At 73.8% G+C, this 15,458-nt stretch carries 12 protein-coding genes; 7 read left to right on the top strand and 5 right to left on the bottom strand.

The window, feature by feature from the left end; genetic code table 11:
• The first annotated feature begins 5 nt into the window (after nt 1–5).
• The 4 genes from ABZ801_RS39215 to ABZ801_RS39230 are packed head-to-tail and all read left to right on the top strand — an operon-like array spanning nt 6 to nt 4,904.
• Entirely contained in the window at nt 6–965 is a 960-nt protein-coding gene (locus ABZ801_RS39215) for an ABC transporter permease (RefSeq protein WP_344948961.1), read from the top strand.
• Nucleotides 962–2,938 carry a dipeptide/oligopeptide/nickel ABC transporter permease/ATP-binding protein gene (locus tag ABZ801_RS39220; RefSeq protein ID WP_360708417.1) on the top strand — a complete coding sequence of 659 codons (1,977 nt, stop codon included), beginning with the start codon at nt 962–964 and terminating at the stop codon, nt 2,936–2,938. The genes ABZ801_RS39215 and ABZ801_RS39220 overlap by 4 nt, the downstream gene beginning before the upstream one ends.
• Complete coding sequence (locus ABZ801_RS39225) at nt 2,935–3,978, top strand: ABC transporter ATP-binding protein (protein WP_360708420.1); 1,044 nt, start codon at nt 2,935–2,937, stop codon at nt 3,976–3,978. The genes ABZ801_RS39220 and ABZ801_RS39225 overlap by 4 nt, the downstream gene beginning before the upstream one ends.
• The gene (locus ABZ801_RS39230; protein ID WP_360708423.1) at nt 3,975–4,904 is read left to right on the top strand and encodes a dihydrodipicolinate synthase family protein; all 930 of its coding nucleotides are present in this window, start codon (nt 3,975–3,977) and stop codon (nt 4,902–4,904) included. Before ABZ801_RS39225 ends, ABZ801_RS39230 begins: the two co-directional genes overlap by 4 nt.
• Nucleotides 4,905–4,934: 30 nt before the next feature.
• On the opposite strand, the gene ABZ801_RS39235 is transcribed toward ABZ801_RS39230, so the two are convergent.
• The gene (locus ABZ801_RS39235) at nt 4,935–5,660 is read right to left on the bottom strand and encodes a FadR/GntR family transcriptional regulator (RefSeq protein WP_344948952.1); all 726 of its coding nucleotides are present in this window, start codon (nt 5,658–5,660) and stop codon (nt 4,935–4,937) included.
• Between the two features lie 80 nt (nt 5,661–5,740).
• On the opposite strand from ABZ801_RS39235, the gene ABZ801_RS39240 reads away from it, so the two are divergent.
• Nucleotides 5,741–8,491 carry a hypothetical protein gene (locus ABZ801_RS39240; RefSeq protein WP_360708426.1) on the top strand — a complete coding sequence of 917 codons (2,751 nt, stop codon included), beginning with the start codon at nt 5,741–5,743 and terminating at the stop codon, nt 8,489–8,491.
• Nucleotides 8,492–8,533: 42 nt separating this feature from the next.
• Nucleotides 8,534–9,394 carry an NAD-dependent protein deacetylase gene (locus ABZ801_RS39245; RefSeq protein WP_360708429.1) on the top strand — a complete coding sequence of 287 codons (861 nt, stop codon included), beginning with the start codon at nt 8,534–8,536 and terminating at the stop codon, nt 9,392–9,394.
• Nucleotides 9,395–9,483: 89 nt separating this feature from the next.
• On the opposite strand, the gene ABZ801_RS39250 is transcribed toward ABZ801_RS39245, so the two are convergent.
• Nucleotides 9,484–10,302, bottom strand: a complete 819-nt coding sequence (locus tag ABZ801_RS39250; protein WP_360708432.1) for a LuxR C-terminal-related transcriptional regulator — start codon at nt 10,300–10,302, stop codon at nt 9,484–9,486.
• A gap of 109 nt (nt 10,303–10,411) precedes the next feature.
• Here ABZ801_RS39250 and ABZ801_RS39255 point away from each other — a divergent pair, with 109 nt between their 5' ends.
• Nucleotides 10,412–11,962, top strand: coding sequence for an AMP-binding protein (locus tag ABZ801_RS39255; RefSeq protein WP_344948944.1), 1,551 nt, complete (start codon nt 10,412–10,414; stop codon nt 11,960–11,962).
• 81 nt (nt 11,963–12,043) lie between these two features.
• On the opposite strand, the gene aroF is transcribed toward ABZ801_RS39255, so the two are convergent.
• The 3 genes from aroF to ABZ801_RS39270 all read right to left on the bottom strand — a co-directional run bounded on the left by aroF (nt 12,044) and on the right by ABZ801_RS39270 (nt 15,294).
• On the bottom strand, nt 12,044–13,084 hold the full coding sequence (gene aroF / locus ABZ801_RS39260) for a 3-deoxy-7-phosphoheptulonate synthase (protein WP_360708434.1): 1,041 nt from the start codon (nt 13,082–13,084) through the stop codon (nt 12,044–12,046).
• A gap of 588 nt (nt 13,085–13,672) precedes the next feature.
• Nucleotides 13,673–14,329: a response regulator transcription factor gene (locus ABZ801_RS39265; RefSeq protein WP_360708437.1), complete on the bottom strand. Its 657-nt coding sequence runs from the start codon at nt 14,327–14,329 to the stop codon at nt 13,673–13,675.
• A complete protein-coding gene (locus ABZ801_RS39270) occupies nt 14,326–15,294 on the bottom strand; it encodes a sensor histidine kinase (protein ID WP_360708440.1) in 969 nt (322 codons plus the stop codon). The genes ABZ801_RS39265 and ABZ801_RS39270 overlap by 4 nt, the downstream gene beginning before the upstream one ends.
• Between the last annotated feature and the right edge of the window lie 164 nt (nt 15,295–15,458).

Raw genomic sequence — 15,458 nt, forward strand, 5'->3', positions numbered from 1 at the left:
GCGCGGTGGCGATCCTCGTCCGAATGCTCGTGCAGCGCACGCTGATCCTGATACCGCTGCTGCTGGGCGTCAGCCTGCTGGTGTTCATCGTGATGCGGTTCTCCGACAGCAAGCCGGAGTACGCCTACTTCCAGGGGGCCAACCCCACGCAGGAGCAGATCCGCGCGTTCCAGGAGGAGAACGGCCTCCTCGATCCGCTGCCACTGCGTTACGTGCGGTTCGTGGGCGACCTCGTCCAGGGCGACATGGGCACCAGCGTGCTCACCAAGGCGCCGGTGCGCGACTCGGTGCTGACCGCGCTGCCGCTGACGCTCCAGCTCACCCTGTACGGCGTGCTCATCGCGGTGGTGCTGTCGCTGGTGCTCGGCGTCACCGCGGCGCTGTTCCGGGACCGCTGGCCCGACCAGGCGATCCGCCTGGTGTCGCTGTTCGGGGTGGCCGCGCCCGCGTTCTGGCTGGCGCTGCTGATGATCCAGTACCTGGCGGTCGACCTCGGCTGGTTCCCGACCGGCGGCTACATCAATCCGGTGGACGGCCTCGGCGGCTGGCTGCGTTCGCTGACCCTCCCGGCGTTCGCGCTGTCGCTGCCCGTGGCCGCCTACCTGACCCGTGTCATCCGCACCTCGATGGTCGAGGAACTCGACCGGGACTACGTGCGCACCGCCATCGGCAGCGGCCTGCCGCCGATCGTCGTGGTCGGCCGCAACGTGCTGCGCAACGCGCTGATCACCCCGCTGACCGTGCTGGGCCTGCGGGTCGGCTACCTGCTCGGCGGCGCGGTCGTCATCGAGACGATCTTCGCGCTGCCCGGCATGGGGCAACTCATGATCAACGGGGTGCGCAACGGCGACCCGGCCGTGGTGCAGGGCGTGGTGCTGACCATCGCGACCGGCTTCGTCGTGCTGAACCTCGTCATCGACATCCTCTACCTGCTGGTCAACCCCCGTCTCAGGAGCGCCTCATGATGCGCCGCGGACTCGCCGAGCGGCTTTCCAGGGGGGACGTCGCGTTCCGGCGGCTGAACACGGCCTCCTGGATCGCCCTCGGCATCGTCGTGGCGATCGCCGTGGCCGCCGTCCTCGCCCCGCTGCTGACCCCGCATTCCCCCTACACCCAGGAGGCCGGGGGCGGCGGCCCCAGCGCCGCGCACTGGATGGGCCTGGACAGCGCCAACCGCGACATCCTCACCCGGCTGCTGTACGGGGCCCGCTGGTCGCTGATCATCGGGCTGGGCGCGACGGCGCTGGCGCTGCTGGCCGGCGCCGCGGTCGGCGCCGTCGCCGCGACGTCCCGCAGATGGGCGGACGAGACGGCCATGCGGACGCTCGACGTCATCATGGCCTTCCCCGGCATCGCCCTCGCCGCCGTCCTGGTGGCCGTGTTCGGCGGCAGCGTCCCGGTGCTGGTGGCGACGATCGCGTTCCTGAACATGCCGTCGGTGGCGCGGGTGGTGCGCGCGAACGTGCTGGCCCAGTACGGCGAGGACTACGTCGCCGCCGAACGCGTCATCGGCGCCCGCGCCCCGCACATCCTGATCAAGCACGTGGCGGTGAACTGCGCCGCGCCGATCCTGGTGTTCTGCACGGTGATGGTCGCCGACGCGATCGTGTTCGAGGCGTCGCTGTCGTTCATCGGGGCGGGCGTGCGGCCCCCGGACCCGTCCTGGGGGAACGTCATCGCCGACGGCCGGAACATGGTCCTGGTGGGCGGCTGGTGGGCCACCCTGTTCCCCGGCCTGCTCATCCTGGTCACGGTGCTGGCGCTGAACGTCCTCGCCGAGGGCATCTCCGACGCCTGGGCCGCCCCCGCCGAACGCCGAGACGCCCCTACCGCGAGGCCGGAGGCGGCCCGCCGTCCCGCACCCGTCCCCGGCCCGGGCCAGGACGTGCCGCTGGCCGGTCTGGAGGAGGCCGCGCGCCGTCTCGCCGAACGCGCCCGGCCGCTGCCCCAGGGCGACCCTGTCCTGAGCGTGCGGAACCTGACCGTCTCGATCCAGGGCCGCCACGACGGCGTGAGCATCGTCGACGGGGTCTCCTTCGACGTCCGTCCCGGCGAGGTGCTCGGCCTGGTCGGCGAGTCCGGCAGCGGCAAGTCGCTCACCGCCCTCACGATCATGGGCCTGCAGCCGCGCCGGGCGCGCGTCGAGGGCGAGATCGTCTTCGCCGGACGCGACCTGCTCGCCCTGCCCTGGTCGTCGCGGCGCAGGCTGCTCGGCCACGACATGGCGATGATCTACCAGGACGCGCTGTCCTCGCTGAACCCGGCGATGACCGTGAAGTCGCAGCTCAAGCAGCTCGTCCGGCGCGGCGGCCGGCGCACCCCGGCGGAGCTGCTGGAGCTGGTGGGCCTCGACCCGGCGCGGACCCTGCGCTCCTACCCGCACGAGCTGTCGGGCGGGCAGCGGCAGCGGGTGCTGATCGCGATGGCGCTGTCCCGCGACCCCAAGCTGATCATCGCGGACGAGCCGACCACCGCGCTCGACGTGACCGTCCAGGCCCAGGTCATCGAGCTGCTGCTGAGGCTGCGCGCGGAACTCGGCTTCGCCCTCGTCCTGGTCTCGCACGACCTGGCGCTGGTGGCGGACGTGACCGACCGGGTCATGGTGATGTACGGCGGGCGGATCGTCGAGACCGGTGTCACGCCCGCCGTGGTCGGCGCGCCCGCCCACCACTACGCCCGCGGCCTGCTGGGCTCGGTGCTGTCGCTGGAGACCGGCGCCGAACGCCTCGCCCAGATCCGCGGCGTGGTGCCCGCCCCCGCAGGCTTCCCGGACGGCTGCCGCTTCGCCGACCGCTGCGCGATGGCCACGGACGTGTGCTGGACCGACGAGCCCGTCCTCCACGAGCGCGCCCCGAACCACGCGGTGGCCTGCCACCACCCCGCCGAGCCCGTCCAGGTCCCCGTGGCCGCGCCCGCCGCCCCCGAGGAGCCGCGATGAACACCCGAGAAGAGCTCCCCCGGCGGCCCGAGGCCCGGCCCCTCGCCGAGCTGGCCGACGTCCACGTGGTCTACAAGGCGCGCTCGGGCGGCGTGTTCTCCCGCGACCGCGTCCACGCCCTCACCGGGGCGGACCTCACCGTCGAGCCGGGCGAGACCGTCGGCGTCGTGGGCGAGTCCGGGTGCGGCAAGTCCACCCTGGCCCGAGTCCTCGTCGGCCTGGAGAAACCCACCGCGGGCACGGTCCGCTTCACCGGACGCGACATCTGGTCCATGCCCGCCCGGGAACGCCGGGCCGCGATCGGGTCGAGCATCGGCATGGTCTTCCAGGACCCGGCCACCGCGCTCAACCGCCGCCTGCCCGTCCGCAAGGTGCTGCGCGACCCGCTCGACGTGCACGGCAGGGGCACCCCGCGCGAACGCGACGACCGCGTCCGCGAACTGCTCTCCCTGGTCGGCCTGCCCGCGAGCGTCGCCGACCTGCTGCCGAGCCAGATCTCCGGCGGCCAGCGCCAGCGCGTGGCGATCGCCCGCGCCCTCGCGCTCGGCCCCCGCCTCCTGGTGGCCGACGAGCCCACCAGCGCGCTCGACGTCTCGGTCCGCGCGCAGATCCTCAACCTGCTGCTGGACCTGCAGAGCCGGCTGGAGCTGGCCATGGTGTTCGTCTCCCACGACATCCAGACGGTGCGCCGGATGAGCGACCGGGTCGTCACCATGTACCTCGGGCGGATCGTGGAGGAGACCACGGCCGACGCGGTGCCCGCCCGCGCCCGCCACCCCTACACCCGGGCGCTGTTCTCCGCCGCGCCCGGCCTGCTGTCGCCCATCGACCCGATTCCGCTGGAGGGCCCGGTGCCGTCGGCGACCCGGCCGCCGTCCGGCTGCCCGTTCCGCACCCGCTGCTGGAGGGCCGACGACGCCTGCGCCGCCGAGATGCCCGCCCCGGAACGCGACGAAGGCCACCTGTTCCGCTGCCATCACCCGGTGCCCAAGGGCGCGACCGACCTCGAACTGATCAGCCAAGCACAGGAGCGTTCATGACCATCGCCACCGCGGCGTCCGGCGTCATCCCCCCGGTGTGCACGCCTCTCACCCCCGCACACGAGGTCGACACCGCCTCCCTCACGCGCCTGGTGGACCACCTGCTGGACGGCGGCGTCGACGGCCTGTTCGTCCTGGGCAGTTCCTCGGAGACCGCCTTCCTCACCGACGGGCACCGCCGCACCGTGCTCGACACCGTCGTCGGCCACGTCGCCGGGCGGGTCCCGGTCCTCGCCGGTGTCATCGACATGACCACGCCCCGCGTCCTGGACCACGTCCGCGCGGCCGTGGCCGCGGGCGCCGACGCCCTCGTCGCCACCGCCCCCTTCTACACGCTCACCTCCCCCGCCGAGATCGCCGTGCACTTCCGGACGATCGCCGCCCGCGCGGGCGTCCCCCTCTACGCCTACGACCTGCCGGTCTCCGTCCACACCAAGCTGGACGCCGCCCTGGTGCTGGACCTGGCCGCCGAGGGCGTGCTCGCCGGCATCAAGGACTCCAGCGGCAACGAGGCCGCGCTGCGCGAGGTCCTGCTGGGCCGCCGCGACCGCGGCATCGCGTCGTTCTCGGTGCTCACCGGCTCGGAGCTCACCGTCGACACCGCCCTGTGGATGGGCGCGGACGGCGTCGTGCCCGGCCTGGGCAACATCGACCCGCACGGCTACACCCGGCTCTTCCACGCCGCCTCCAAGGGCGACTGGACCACGGCCCGCGACGAGCAGGAACGTCTCTTCCGCCTCTACGACCTGGTGAAGGTCGCCAGGTCGCGCATGGGCGGCGGCTCCTCCGCGCTGGGCGCCTTCAAGGCGGCCCTCCACCTGCGGGGCGTCATCGACCACCCCACCACCGCGCCTCCGCAGATCCCCCTCGACGCCGAAGAGACCGCGCGGGTGGCCGAGCACCTGACCGAGGCCGGGCTCCTCTGACACCGGCGCGCCCGCCGCGCCGGCCGCCGTTCAGCGGCGGCGCGCGGCCTTCTCCACCCGGCTGTCGATGGTGCGGAAGTGGCGGGCCAGAGCCTGCTCGGCCTCCTCCACGTCATGCCGCCGCAGCGCCGCCACGATCGCCCGGTGCCGGCGGACGGTCCCGATCGGCGAGGGGTCGTGGTTCCAGCCGCGGACCTGGGCGACCCGGTCGAAGACGTTCCAGAAGACCCCGAGCAGCTGCGGGACGAGGGTGTTGCCGAGCGACCGGTAGAGGAGCTCGTGGAACTCGCGGTCCTCGTCGGGGAACGGCTCGCCCGCGCGCGCCTTGGCGTCCATCTTCCGGACGGCGGCGTCGAGCGCGGCGAGGTCCTCGTCGGGGATGGTGGCCGCCACCCGCCGGATCAGGCCGGCCTCCAGCGCCTCCCGCACCTCCAGGATCTCGCCGAGGGCCCGCACGTCGTTCTCCGAGCCCTGCAGCGTACGGAAGGTGAGCCCGTCCGCCAGCGGCGTGAGCGACAGCTTGCCCACGTACGTCCCGTGCCCGTGCCTGACCTCTACGATGTCGAGCGCCCGCAGCGCCTTCAGTGCCTCGCGCACCGAGTTGCGGCTGACGCCGAGGTCGTCCATCAGGTCGTTCTCGGTCGGCAGCGGATCGCCCGGGCGCAGGCCCCGGTCGAGGATCAACTGCATGATCTCCTGCTGGAGCAGCTCTCCCGTACGCCGGGCGAGAACGCGCCGACCCGGCCTCTCCGTCATGCGGTCCATGGTACTTGACATAGGACATCCAACGTCCGATGTTCAGGGCCCACGTTCGTCCGAACACTAAGATCGTTCCGGTGAGCACCTCCCCCCACGCCCCGGAGCTGGCCGCTCTCGCCGCGAGCGCCGGATCCGGCCATCCGCGCAAGCTCAAGTCGGCCCTGACCACACTGGCCCGGCCGCTGCCCGCGGCGGACCGGATCGGCTTCTTCGAGGAGGCGTGCCGCGCGTTCACGGCCGCGGACGCGTCGGACACGGCGACGGAGCTCGCCACCTGGTCCTTCACCCAGGCCCGCAAGGTCGAGAAGGACGACGAGAGCCTGCGGGACGTGGAACGGCTGCACGCGCTGTTCCTGGAGTTCGTCCCCGCGGGCGTGGTGGCCGCGACCGCCCTTCGCGACTACGCCAAGACGCTCGCCGGGCATCTCCCGCCCGGCCAGGCGCACGCACGGTTCCGCGAGGTGATCTGCGCGGGCTTCGCCGCCGGGCTGGTCCCCTACGCCCGGCTCTTCCCCGACCTGCGGAAGCTGGCCGTCGCCGCGGGGATCACCCGGCAGGACGAGGAGGAGTTCCTCGCGGCGCGGCTGCTGCGGGACGGGCTGCTGCCCGGCGCCTCGCAGACGATCTGGGCCGCCGCCGGCACCGCGCTCGCGACGGTGGCGCGCCGCGACGCCGAGCTGCTGGATCTTCTGATCGCGGCCGAACCCGACCGGGCGCGGCACGAGGAGGACGGCGGCTCCGAGCTCGCCGAGAAGATCAGGCAGATGTGGCTGGCGACGCTGGCCGACGCGGGAGCGGGTGCCCGGCTGCCGGCGGACTGGTTCGCCACCACCGGCCGCCGCTGCGCCGTCGACGTGCTGCTGACGCTCGTCGACCAGGCCGGACCCCGGCTGTTCCCCGACGACGCGGAGCCGGCCGGCGGGCCGGACCCCGACACCGATCCGGCGACGATCCCGGCCAGGCGGGCGCCGTGGGACGACGTGCCCGACGCCGAGATGAGAACCCTGCTGAAGGCCGACGTCGAGGCGGGCTGCCTGGACCGCCTCGACCGGGCGCTGTCGTGGCTGTTCGACAAGGGGCGGCCGTTCCTGGAGCGCAATCCCGGCTTCGCGCGCGAACTGGAGTTCTGTGATCCGGTGGACGCGCTGCTGGCGAAGCTGCGCGCCGGCGTCCCGGAGGAGTTCGGGATCCCCGTCGCCCTGTCCGGCCGGGTCGCACGGTCCGTCGTCCAGCACCGCGAGTACCTGTCCGTGCGGACCCGCCGGGAGGTGGAGGTCGACGACGGCCGCGGATCCCCGTGGACCGTGCGTCTCGGCCGCTTCCCGGCCGAGCTGTTCCCCTGGTACGACGGCGAGGTCATGCGCGTGTCGCGGGTGCGGCCCGGCGGCCGCTGGCAGACGTTCCGGGCGGAGGGCACGGTCGACGTCGGAGGGGACGGCGAGGACCTCGCGCTGACGTACGAGCCCGGTGCCGGCACGGCCCGTCCCGAGGCGCCCGGAACCGGCGAGGTCACCTTTCCGGGGGCCGCCGCGCCGAGCCGGGTCCGGCTCCGCCGCGGCGAGATCACCGTCACCGCGCCCGACGGCTCGCAGACCACCCGGCTGAACTACTCCCCGCGGAATCCGGCGGTGCCGCCGCCCGGCGTGTGGGGCAGGCGGAGCCCTGTGGACCCGGCCGGTTCGGCCGCGCTGCGCACGCTGGACAGGGCCACGGCCGAGCGCATGGTGCTGGCCGCGCTGCCCGCCTCTCGCGGGGTGCTGAGGCCCGTACGGGAAGAACTCGCCCGCCTGGTGCCCGAGATCACCGAACCTTCGCTGGCCACCGCGGTGGCGGAACGGACGTACAGCGCGGCACAGTGCCTGCTGAACGAGCACTGGCTCCGGATGAAGGCCGGGACGGCGCCCCGCCCGCCGCTCGCCCCGCTGCTCGACGTCCATCCCGAACTGCCGGTGGTCGGCCTGCGGCAGCTGGTGTCGTTGCGGGTGCTCGAAGGGCATCTGCTGGCGGCGGTGGAGGAACCGGACGCGGCGGAGCCCCGGTTGCTGCGCGAGGTCGCGCATCCGCAGGGGGACGACTTCCTCATCGAGGACTTCGGTGGGATGGCGCGCCACGTCATACCCGTTCTGTGGCCGTGGCAGCGGCCTCACGCCCAGTGGAGCCTGGACGGGCTGAGAGCCTGGGCCAACTCCGGCTGGGGCGACGGAAGCGGACGTTACCGGCTGCTGTGGTTCGGGCAGCCGTCCCCCGGTCCGCCGTCGACGCCGAAGATCCAGGTGTGGCGCACGCGGAACGGTTCGCTGCTGTCGTTCAGCGGGTGGCACCGCCGGGGCTTCGCGGCGGTCGAGTACTCGCCGGACGGACGGTTCGTCCCGATCGGGCTTCCCGAACGCGACCTCGTCGGCGGCCCCGTGCCGCAGGGATGGCTCTCCCAGGACAGGCTGCTGCGCCTGGAGCGCCTGCTGGCCGAGAAGGGGCCGCCCCCGGTCCGCGCCGAGTCGGCACGGGAACTGGCCGCGCGGACCGGCCTCACGACGGCGAAGGCGGTCGATCTCCTGTACGGGAACGAGGACGGCCATCTGCGGCGTCGGCCCCTGCCGCCGGGGGACGACCCGGGCCTTCCCGACGAGATCGTCGACCTGCTCGAAGCCACGAAGGGTGAACGGCTGGACTGGAACTTCGGTCACGCGTTCCGCCGTGACAACGGCCGCCTGGGGACGTTCCGGGAACGGCTGATGCCCGACGACCCGGCCGACCTGTGGACCACCGGCTTCGACATCGCCCGGGCCGCGGACTGGTGGCGGGAGGAATGCGAACGCCAGGGCTGGTGAGCACACCCGCCGGCACGTCGCCTCGTCGTGCACCATGGAGGGGTGACTCAGGCCGTTGAGGAAGGTCTCGCCCTCGCACCGGACGTCTCCGCCCGCCTCGGGGAGCTGGCGGACTTCGTCGCGGACGGCGACGTGGTGGTGCTGAGCGGTGCGGGGCTGTCCACCGAGTCCGGCATCCCGGATTATCGCGGGGAGACCGGGCGACGGCGGCGGGCCACCCCGATGACGTACCAGCTGTTCACCGGCAGCGCCGAGGCGCGCCGGCGGTACTGGGCGCGCAGCTTCCTGGGCTGGCGGCACATCGCCGGCGCCCGGCCGAACGCCGGCCACCGCGCGGTCGCCGAGCTGCAGCGCCGCGGGCTGCTCGCCGGGATCATCACCCAGAACGTCGACGGCCTGCACCAGGCCGCCGGGGCACGCGACGTGATCGAGCTGCACGGCGGCCTCGACCGGGTGGTGTGCCTGGGATGCGGCCGCCGCACACCCCGGCGGCTGCTGGACGAGCGCATGCTCGCGGCCAATCCCGGCTGGGACGCCCGGGTCGACGCGATCAACCCCGACGGCGACGCCGTGCTGGCGGACGAGCAGATCCGGTCGTTCCGCGTGGTGGACTGCGCGGACTGCGGCGGTGTGCTGAAGCCCGACGTGGTGTTCTTCGGCGAGAACGTGCCGCCGGCCCGCGTCCGCGAGTGCTACGCCCTGACCGAGCGGGCGGGGCTTCTGCTGGTCCTCGGCTCGTCGCTGGCGGTCATGTCCGGCCTGCGGTTCGTCCGCCGCGCCCACCAGCACGAAATCCCGGTGGCGATCGTCAACCAGGGGCCGACCCGGGGCGACGCCCATGCCCTCCTCACGCTGGACGCTCCGCTCGGCCCGGCGCTGACCGCCCTCGCCGCCGCCCTCTGACGCCCCGATCTCCGGGCGCGGGGAGGTGCGTTCGACCGGCTATGCGGCATGCCGCGCCCGGCGCCTCGCCCCGGCGGCGGGGCGGGCGCTCAGGGAATCTGGCCGGTGCGGCGCGCGGAGATGACCGCTTCGTGGCGGGTGGACGCGCCGAGCTTGTTCATCGCCGACTTCATGTAGCTCTTGACGGTGCCGGTGGTGAGGCCGAGCGCCTCACCGATTCGCCGGTTGGACAGGCCGCGGGCGGCGTGCGCGACGATGTCGCACTCGCGCGGGGTGAGCATGACCGGCGGCGGCTCGGCGTCGTCGTCCAGCAGGCGCCGCCCGGCGCGCAGGATGGCGGCCCTGGTCTCGGGGTCGTCGGTACGGGCCGCCAGGGCCCGCAGGTCGCTGTAGGTGTCGCGGATCCGCTCGCGCAGGCGGTGGGCCTCGCACGCGTCGGCCGGGTCGGCGAGCGTGTTCTCCGTGGCCGCGGCGACGGCCAGGCGCTGTTCCAGCGCGCGGGCCTCAGCGGTGACGGCGTCCTGGATGCGGTCGCCGATGACCTGGGTGTCGCGGAACGCCCCGTAGACGACGGCGACGGTGGCACGTTCCACGATGACGGGCGTCGCGACCATCGCGCGCAGCCCCTCGGCGCTGATGAGCCGGTCGTAGTGGTGGGTGATCAGCGGGGTGGCCAGGTAGTCGTTGAGGGCGATCGTGCGGGAGAGGGCGGCGACCTTGCCGCCGAGGCCGTGCCCCGGCCGCAGTTCGACGCCGCGCATCGCGCCCACGTTCGGCCCGTCGAAGAAGGAGAGCCGCACCTGGCGGGAGTCGAGCACCTCGCCGGCGAACGCCAGGGAGACCCCGGTGGCGCGCCGCACCCGCCGGAGAGTCGCGGCGATCTGCCGCTCCAAGGGCACCTGAGTCATGTGAGCTCCCCGCACCCACCCCCCTCTTCGGAGGGTGGCGGTCATCTGTGCATCGCCTGGAATGTACGTGATGCAGACCACCTTCCTGAACCCCCGGGGACGGCATCCCATGGATCTCGCAACGTCAGACGTCGGCACCTGGCTCGCCCGTTTCGGCGGCCCGGACGCGTGCGCGGCCGACCTGTTGTGCGACCGGCACCCGCGTGACGCGGTCGCCTTCACCGTGATCGAGCCCGACCTGTCGTCCCGCGACCTGACCTACGGCGAGCTCGCCGACGCCTCGCGCCGGTTCGCCACCGCCCTGGCCGCGCGCGGCGTCGGCCGCGGCGACGCCGTCGCGGTGCTCATGGGCAAGAGCGACCGGCTGGTCGTCGCGCTGCTGGGCATCTGGCGGCTCGGCGCCGTCCACCTGCCGCTGTTCACCGCGTTCGCCACCCCGGCGATCGAGTTCCGCGTCCGCGCGAGCGGCGCCCGGGTGATCGTCGTGGACGCCGACCAGCGCCCGAAGATCGACGCCCTGGACGGCCTGACCGTGATCGAGGGCGGCCCCGAGTTCGACGACCTGGTCGCCACGAGCGAGCCGTTCACCGGGACCGTGGCCGTCGGCGGGGACGGGACGCTGGTGCGGCTGTTCACCAGCGGGACGACGGGCCGGCCCAAGGGCGTCCCGGTGCCCGTGCACGCGCTGGCGGCGTTCGTCTCCTACATGCGGTACGGCCTGGACGTCGCCGAGGACGACGTGTTCTGGAACGCCGCCGACCCCGGCTGGGCCTACGGCCTGTACTACGCGATCCTCGGCCCCATGGCCCTCGGCCACCGCAGCCTGCTCCTGCACGCCGGCTTCTCCGCCGAGCTCACCGCCCGCGTGCTGCGCGAGTTCGGCGTCACCAACTTCGCCGCCGCGCCCACCGTGTACCGCGCCCTCAGCAAGGACCCCGCGGTGAGCGGCATCTCGCTGCGCCGGGCGTCGTCGGCGGGGGAACCGCTCACCCCGGACGTGCCCGAGTGGTCACGCGACGCCCTGGGGGTGGAGGTGCGCGACCACTACGGGCAGACCGAACTCGGCATGGTCATCGTCAACGGCTGGCACGACGCCGTCCGCGCCCCGGTCAAACCGGGCTCCATGGGACGCGCCCTGCCCGGCTTCACGGTGGGGATCCAGAACGGGCAGCTCGCCGTCGACACGGTGAACAGCCCGCTGATGTGGTTCACCGGCTACGTCGACGCCCCCGACAAGACCGCCGAACGGTTCACCGCCGACGGCCGCTGGTACCTGACCGCCGACACCGGACGCCAGGACGAGGACGGGGACTTCTTCTTCACCGCCCGCGACGACGACGTCATCATCATGGCCGGCTACCGCATCGGGCCGTTCGAGGTCGAGAGCGTCCTCATCGCCCACCCGTCCGTCGTGGACGTCGCCGTCATCGGCGTCCCCGACGACATCCGCGGCGAGGTGCTGCACGCCTGCGTCGTCCTGAGCGCGGACGCCCGGCCGTCCGAGGAGCTCACGCGCGAGCTGCAGTCGCTCGTCAAACAGCGCTACGCCGCCCACGCCTATCCCCGCGCGATCCACTACCTGGACCGCCTGCCCAAGACGCCCAGCGGCAAGACCCAGCGCTACATCCTCCGCGACACCTACCGCACCACCGCCACCTGACCGGTCACGGACGGGTGCCGTGGCGGCGGGACGTCGCGGTGACCCACCAGGCCCACGGCGGCTTCCGGTGCGGGGCGGCGTTCAGTCCGGGATCGCCGCCAGGCCGGTGGCGGGGACGCGGCCCATCAGGGCGCCCAGGCTCGCCGTCAGTTCCGCGACCTTCTCGACGTCGTCGCCGGACAACGCCTGGTCGCCGTCGCACAGGGCGATCGCGGGGTCGGGATGGACGTCGATGATGAGCCCCTCGGCGCCGGCGGCGACGGCCGCCCGGGCGAGCGGCAGGACCAGGTCGCGGCGCCCGCCCGAGTGGGACGGGTCGACGATGACGGGCAGGTGCGACAGCCGGTGGACGACCGGCACCGCGCTGACGTCGAGGGTGTTGCGGGTGGCCGTCTCGAAGGTGCGGATGCCGCGCTCGCACAGCACGATGTCGAGGTTGCCGCGCTGGGCGATGTACTCGGCGGCCATCAGCCACTCCTTGATGGTGGCGTTCATGCCGCGCTTGAGCAGGACCGGCCTGGACGCCGCGCCCACCGCCCGGAGCAGCGCGAAGTTCTGCATGTTCCGGGTGCCGATCTGCAGCATGTCGGCGTAGCCGGCGACCAGCTCGACGTCGTGGGCGTCGACCACCTCGGTGACGACCGGCATGCCGGTCTCCGCGCGCACGTCCGCCAGGATCTTCAGGCCCTCCTCGCCGAGGCCCTGGAAGGCGTACGGGGAGGTGCGCGGCTTGTACGCGCCGCCGCGCAGCAGCGTCGCGCCCGCGGCGCGGGCCAGGCGGGCGGCGGCCAGCGTCTGCTCCGGCGTCTCCACCGCGCAGGGGCCCGCGATCACGGTCAGGAAGCCGGGACCGATGGGCACGCCGCCGACCTCGATGACCGACCGCTCGGGGTGGTGCTCCCTGCTGACGAGCTTGTACTCGGCCGAGATCCGGACCACGTCCGCCACTCCGCGGCGGTTGCGCAGGCTCAGCATGCCGAGCTGGGCGGGGTCGCCGACCACGCCGACGATGGTGCGGGAGACCCCGCGGCTGACGAAGGCCTGCGCGCCCGCCGCCCGGACGACCTCGACCACTTCCTCCAGGTCCGCCTCGGTGGCGTCGGGAGACATGACAACGACCATGGCGCCTGCTCCCTCCGCTCAGTCCCGGCCCGCCGGGTCGGCCGCCTGCCGGCGTCCCACCGCTTCGTACAGGGGCCGGGCGGTGTCGCCACCGCCGCCATGGGAGTCGCGCGGGCGATTCACCGCCCTTTCAATATCGTCGGCGAATAACTCACCGTGGTCCACCGACCGAATCTCCATTGGACACCTCCGTCATGACACCCGTCGTCCGGCTCGGCCAACTTACTCTAACGGCGTGCGCCGCCGTTTCGTCCAACTGCGCATTTCCTGCAGTTGGACACCGCCGAAGCCGGGTTTCGCGCGAAAGGCGTGCGGATTCCCGGACATTGTGTTAACCGGATCGAACGGAACCGGCCACCTCGTCTTTCAATCAATGAAATGGACGCCCGCCCCGCCGGGACGTAACGCCGTGCGGCCGAAGACGACGACGCGTTCGACGGAGGGGCGTGCTGACCGACACGGCCGACCGGCCGAACCTGGACAGGGCTTCCGCACGCCCGTGGCGCGGGAACCGGCGTGGCTGCCGCGGCCGGGCAGCCGGACGCGGTGAGCCGTTCCGGTGGGGCGTGATCGGCCGGCGGCGGCCGGTCAGTGCGGGGAGCGCGGGACGACGAGGCCCGACTCGTAGGCCGTGACGACCGCCTGGGCGCGGTCGCGCAGGCCGAGCTTGCGCAGGATCCGGCTGACGTGCGTCTTGACGGTCTCCTCGCCGAGGACGAGGCGGGCGGCGATGTCGGCGTTGGACAGCCCCTCGGCGACCAGGCGCAGGACGTCCACCTCGCGGGGCGTCAGGACGTCGATCGCGGGCGGGGCGGGCCGGGGGCGGTTGCGGGCGAACTCGGAGATCAGGCGGCGGGTGACGGCCGGGGCGATCAGGGCGTCGCCCGCCGCGACGACGCGGACGGCGTCGAAGAGCCGCTCGGCGGAGGCGTCCTTCAGCAGGAAGCCGCTCGCGCCCGCCGCGAGGGCGTCGTAGACGTGCTCGTCCAGGTCGAACGTGGTGAGCATGACGACGCGCGGCGGATCGGGCACGGCGGTCAGCAGCCGGGTCGCCTCGATGCCGTCCATCCTGGGCATGCGGACGTCCATGAGCACCACGTCCGGCCCGGCCGAGCGGCACACCTCCAGGGCCTCGGCGCCGTCGGCGGCGGTGCCGGTCACGGTGAAGTCGGGCTGGGTCTCCAGGAGCGCCGCGAATCCCGCCCGCACGACCTCCAGGTCGTCCACCACGACCAGCCGGATCACGAGGCGGCCCCGGTGGGCAGGGTGGCCTCCACCAGGAAGCCGGTGGGCGTCGTGGGGCCGGTGCGCAGCGTCCCGCCGACGGTGGCGGCGCGTTCGCGCATGCCGAGCAGGCCGTGTCCGGCGGCGCGGGCCGCGGCCGGCGAGCCGGGGCCGTTGTCGCGGATCCGCAGCCGCAGCTCGGCGGCGGCGTAGGCGACCTCGACGTCGACGGCCGCGCCGGGCGCGTGCCTGCGGGCGTTGGTCAGGGCCTCCTGGACGATCCGGTACGCGGTGAGCTCGACGCCGGGGTCCAGCGGCGCGACCGGGCCGCTGACGATCAGGCGGGCGGGGCCGCCGCCGGACGCCCGGGTCTCGTCGACCAGGTCGAGCAGGTCACCCAGGCCGGGCTGCGGACGCCGGTTCGCCGGGGACGGCTCGGCGTCCTCGCGCAGCACGCCGAGCAGCCGGCGCATCTCGGTGAGCGCGGCGCGGGCCGTCTCGCCGATGGCGACCAGGTGCCGGACGCCGTCGGGCGGCATGCCCGGCACGGCCAGCCGCGCGGTGTCGGCCTGCACTGAGATCATCGAGATGTGGTGGGCGACCACGTCGTGCAGCTCGCGGGCGATGCGGGCGCGTTCGCCGCGCGCGGTCAGCTCCAGCAGGGACGCCTCGAAGGCGCGCTGGTCGGCGGCGCGGGCGGCGGCCTCCTCGCGGCGCACGCGCAGCCGCCGCCGCACGACCGGCAGCCAGGCGGCGCCGACGGCGAGCACGCCCGCCAGGCTCGGCGACCGGTAGGCCGCCGAGAGCAGCACGGCCGCGACGGTCACCGCCAGGGCGGTGCGCCACCCTCTGGCGAAGGCCGGCGGGGCCGTCGTCGCGGCGGCCAACGGCAGCACCAGCGGCAGCGAACCACCCGACCGGATCACCGCCTCGGCCACGGCCGCCGCCGCGAGACCGGCCGCCGCCCAGCGGTGCGCATGCTTCATGCCGGACATTCTGTCGGCAGGCGCACTGCCCGGACATCCCTCCCACCGGGTCGCCGGACGTCCCTCCGCAGGGGGACCCCGCCCGGCGCGTCCCCTGGGACGGGGACGCCGGACACGGCTCCGTCGCGGGACGCCCCGCGGGGGCCGGGAGCCGTAGCGTCCGG

It is taken from the genome of Actinomadura sp. NPDC047616, assembly GCF_040642915.1.
GTDB classification, from domain to species: Bacteria; Actinomycetota; Actinomycetes; order Streptosporangiales; family Streptosporangiaceae; genus Spirillospora; species Spirillospora miaoliensis.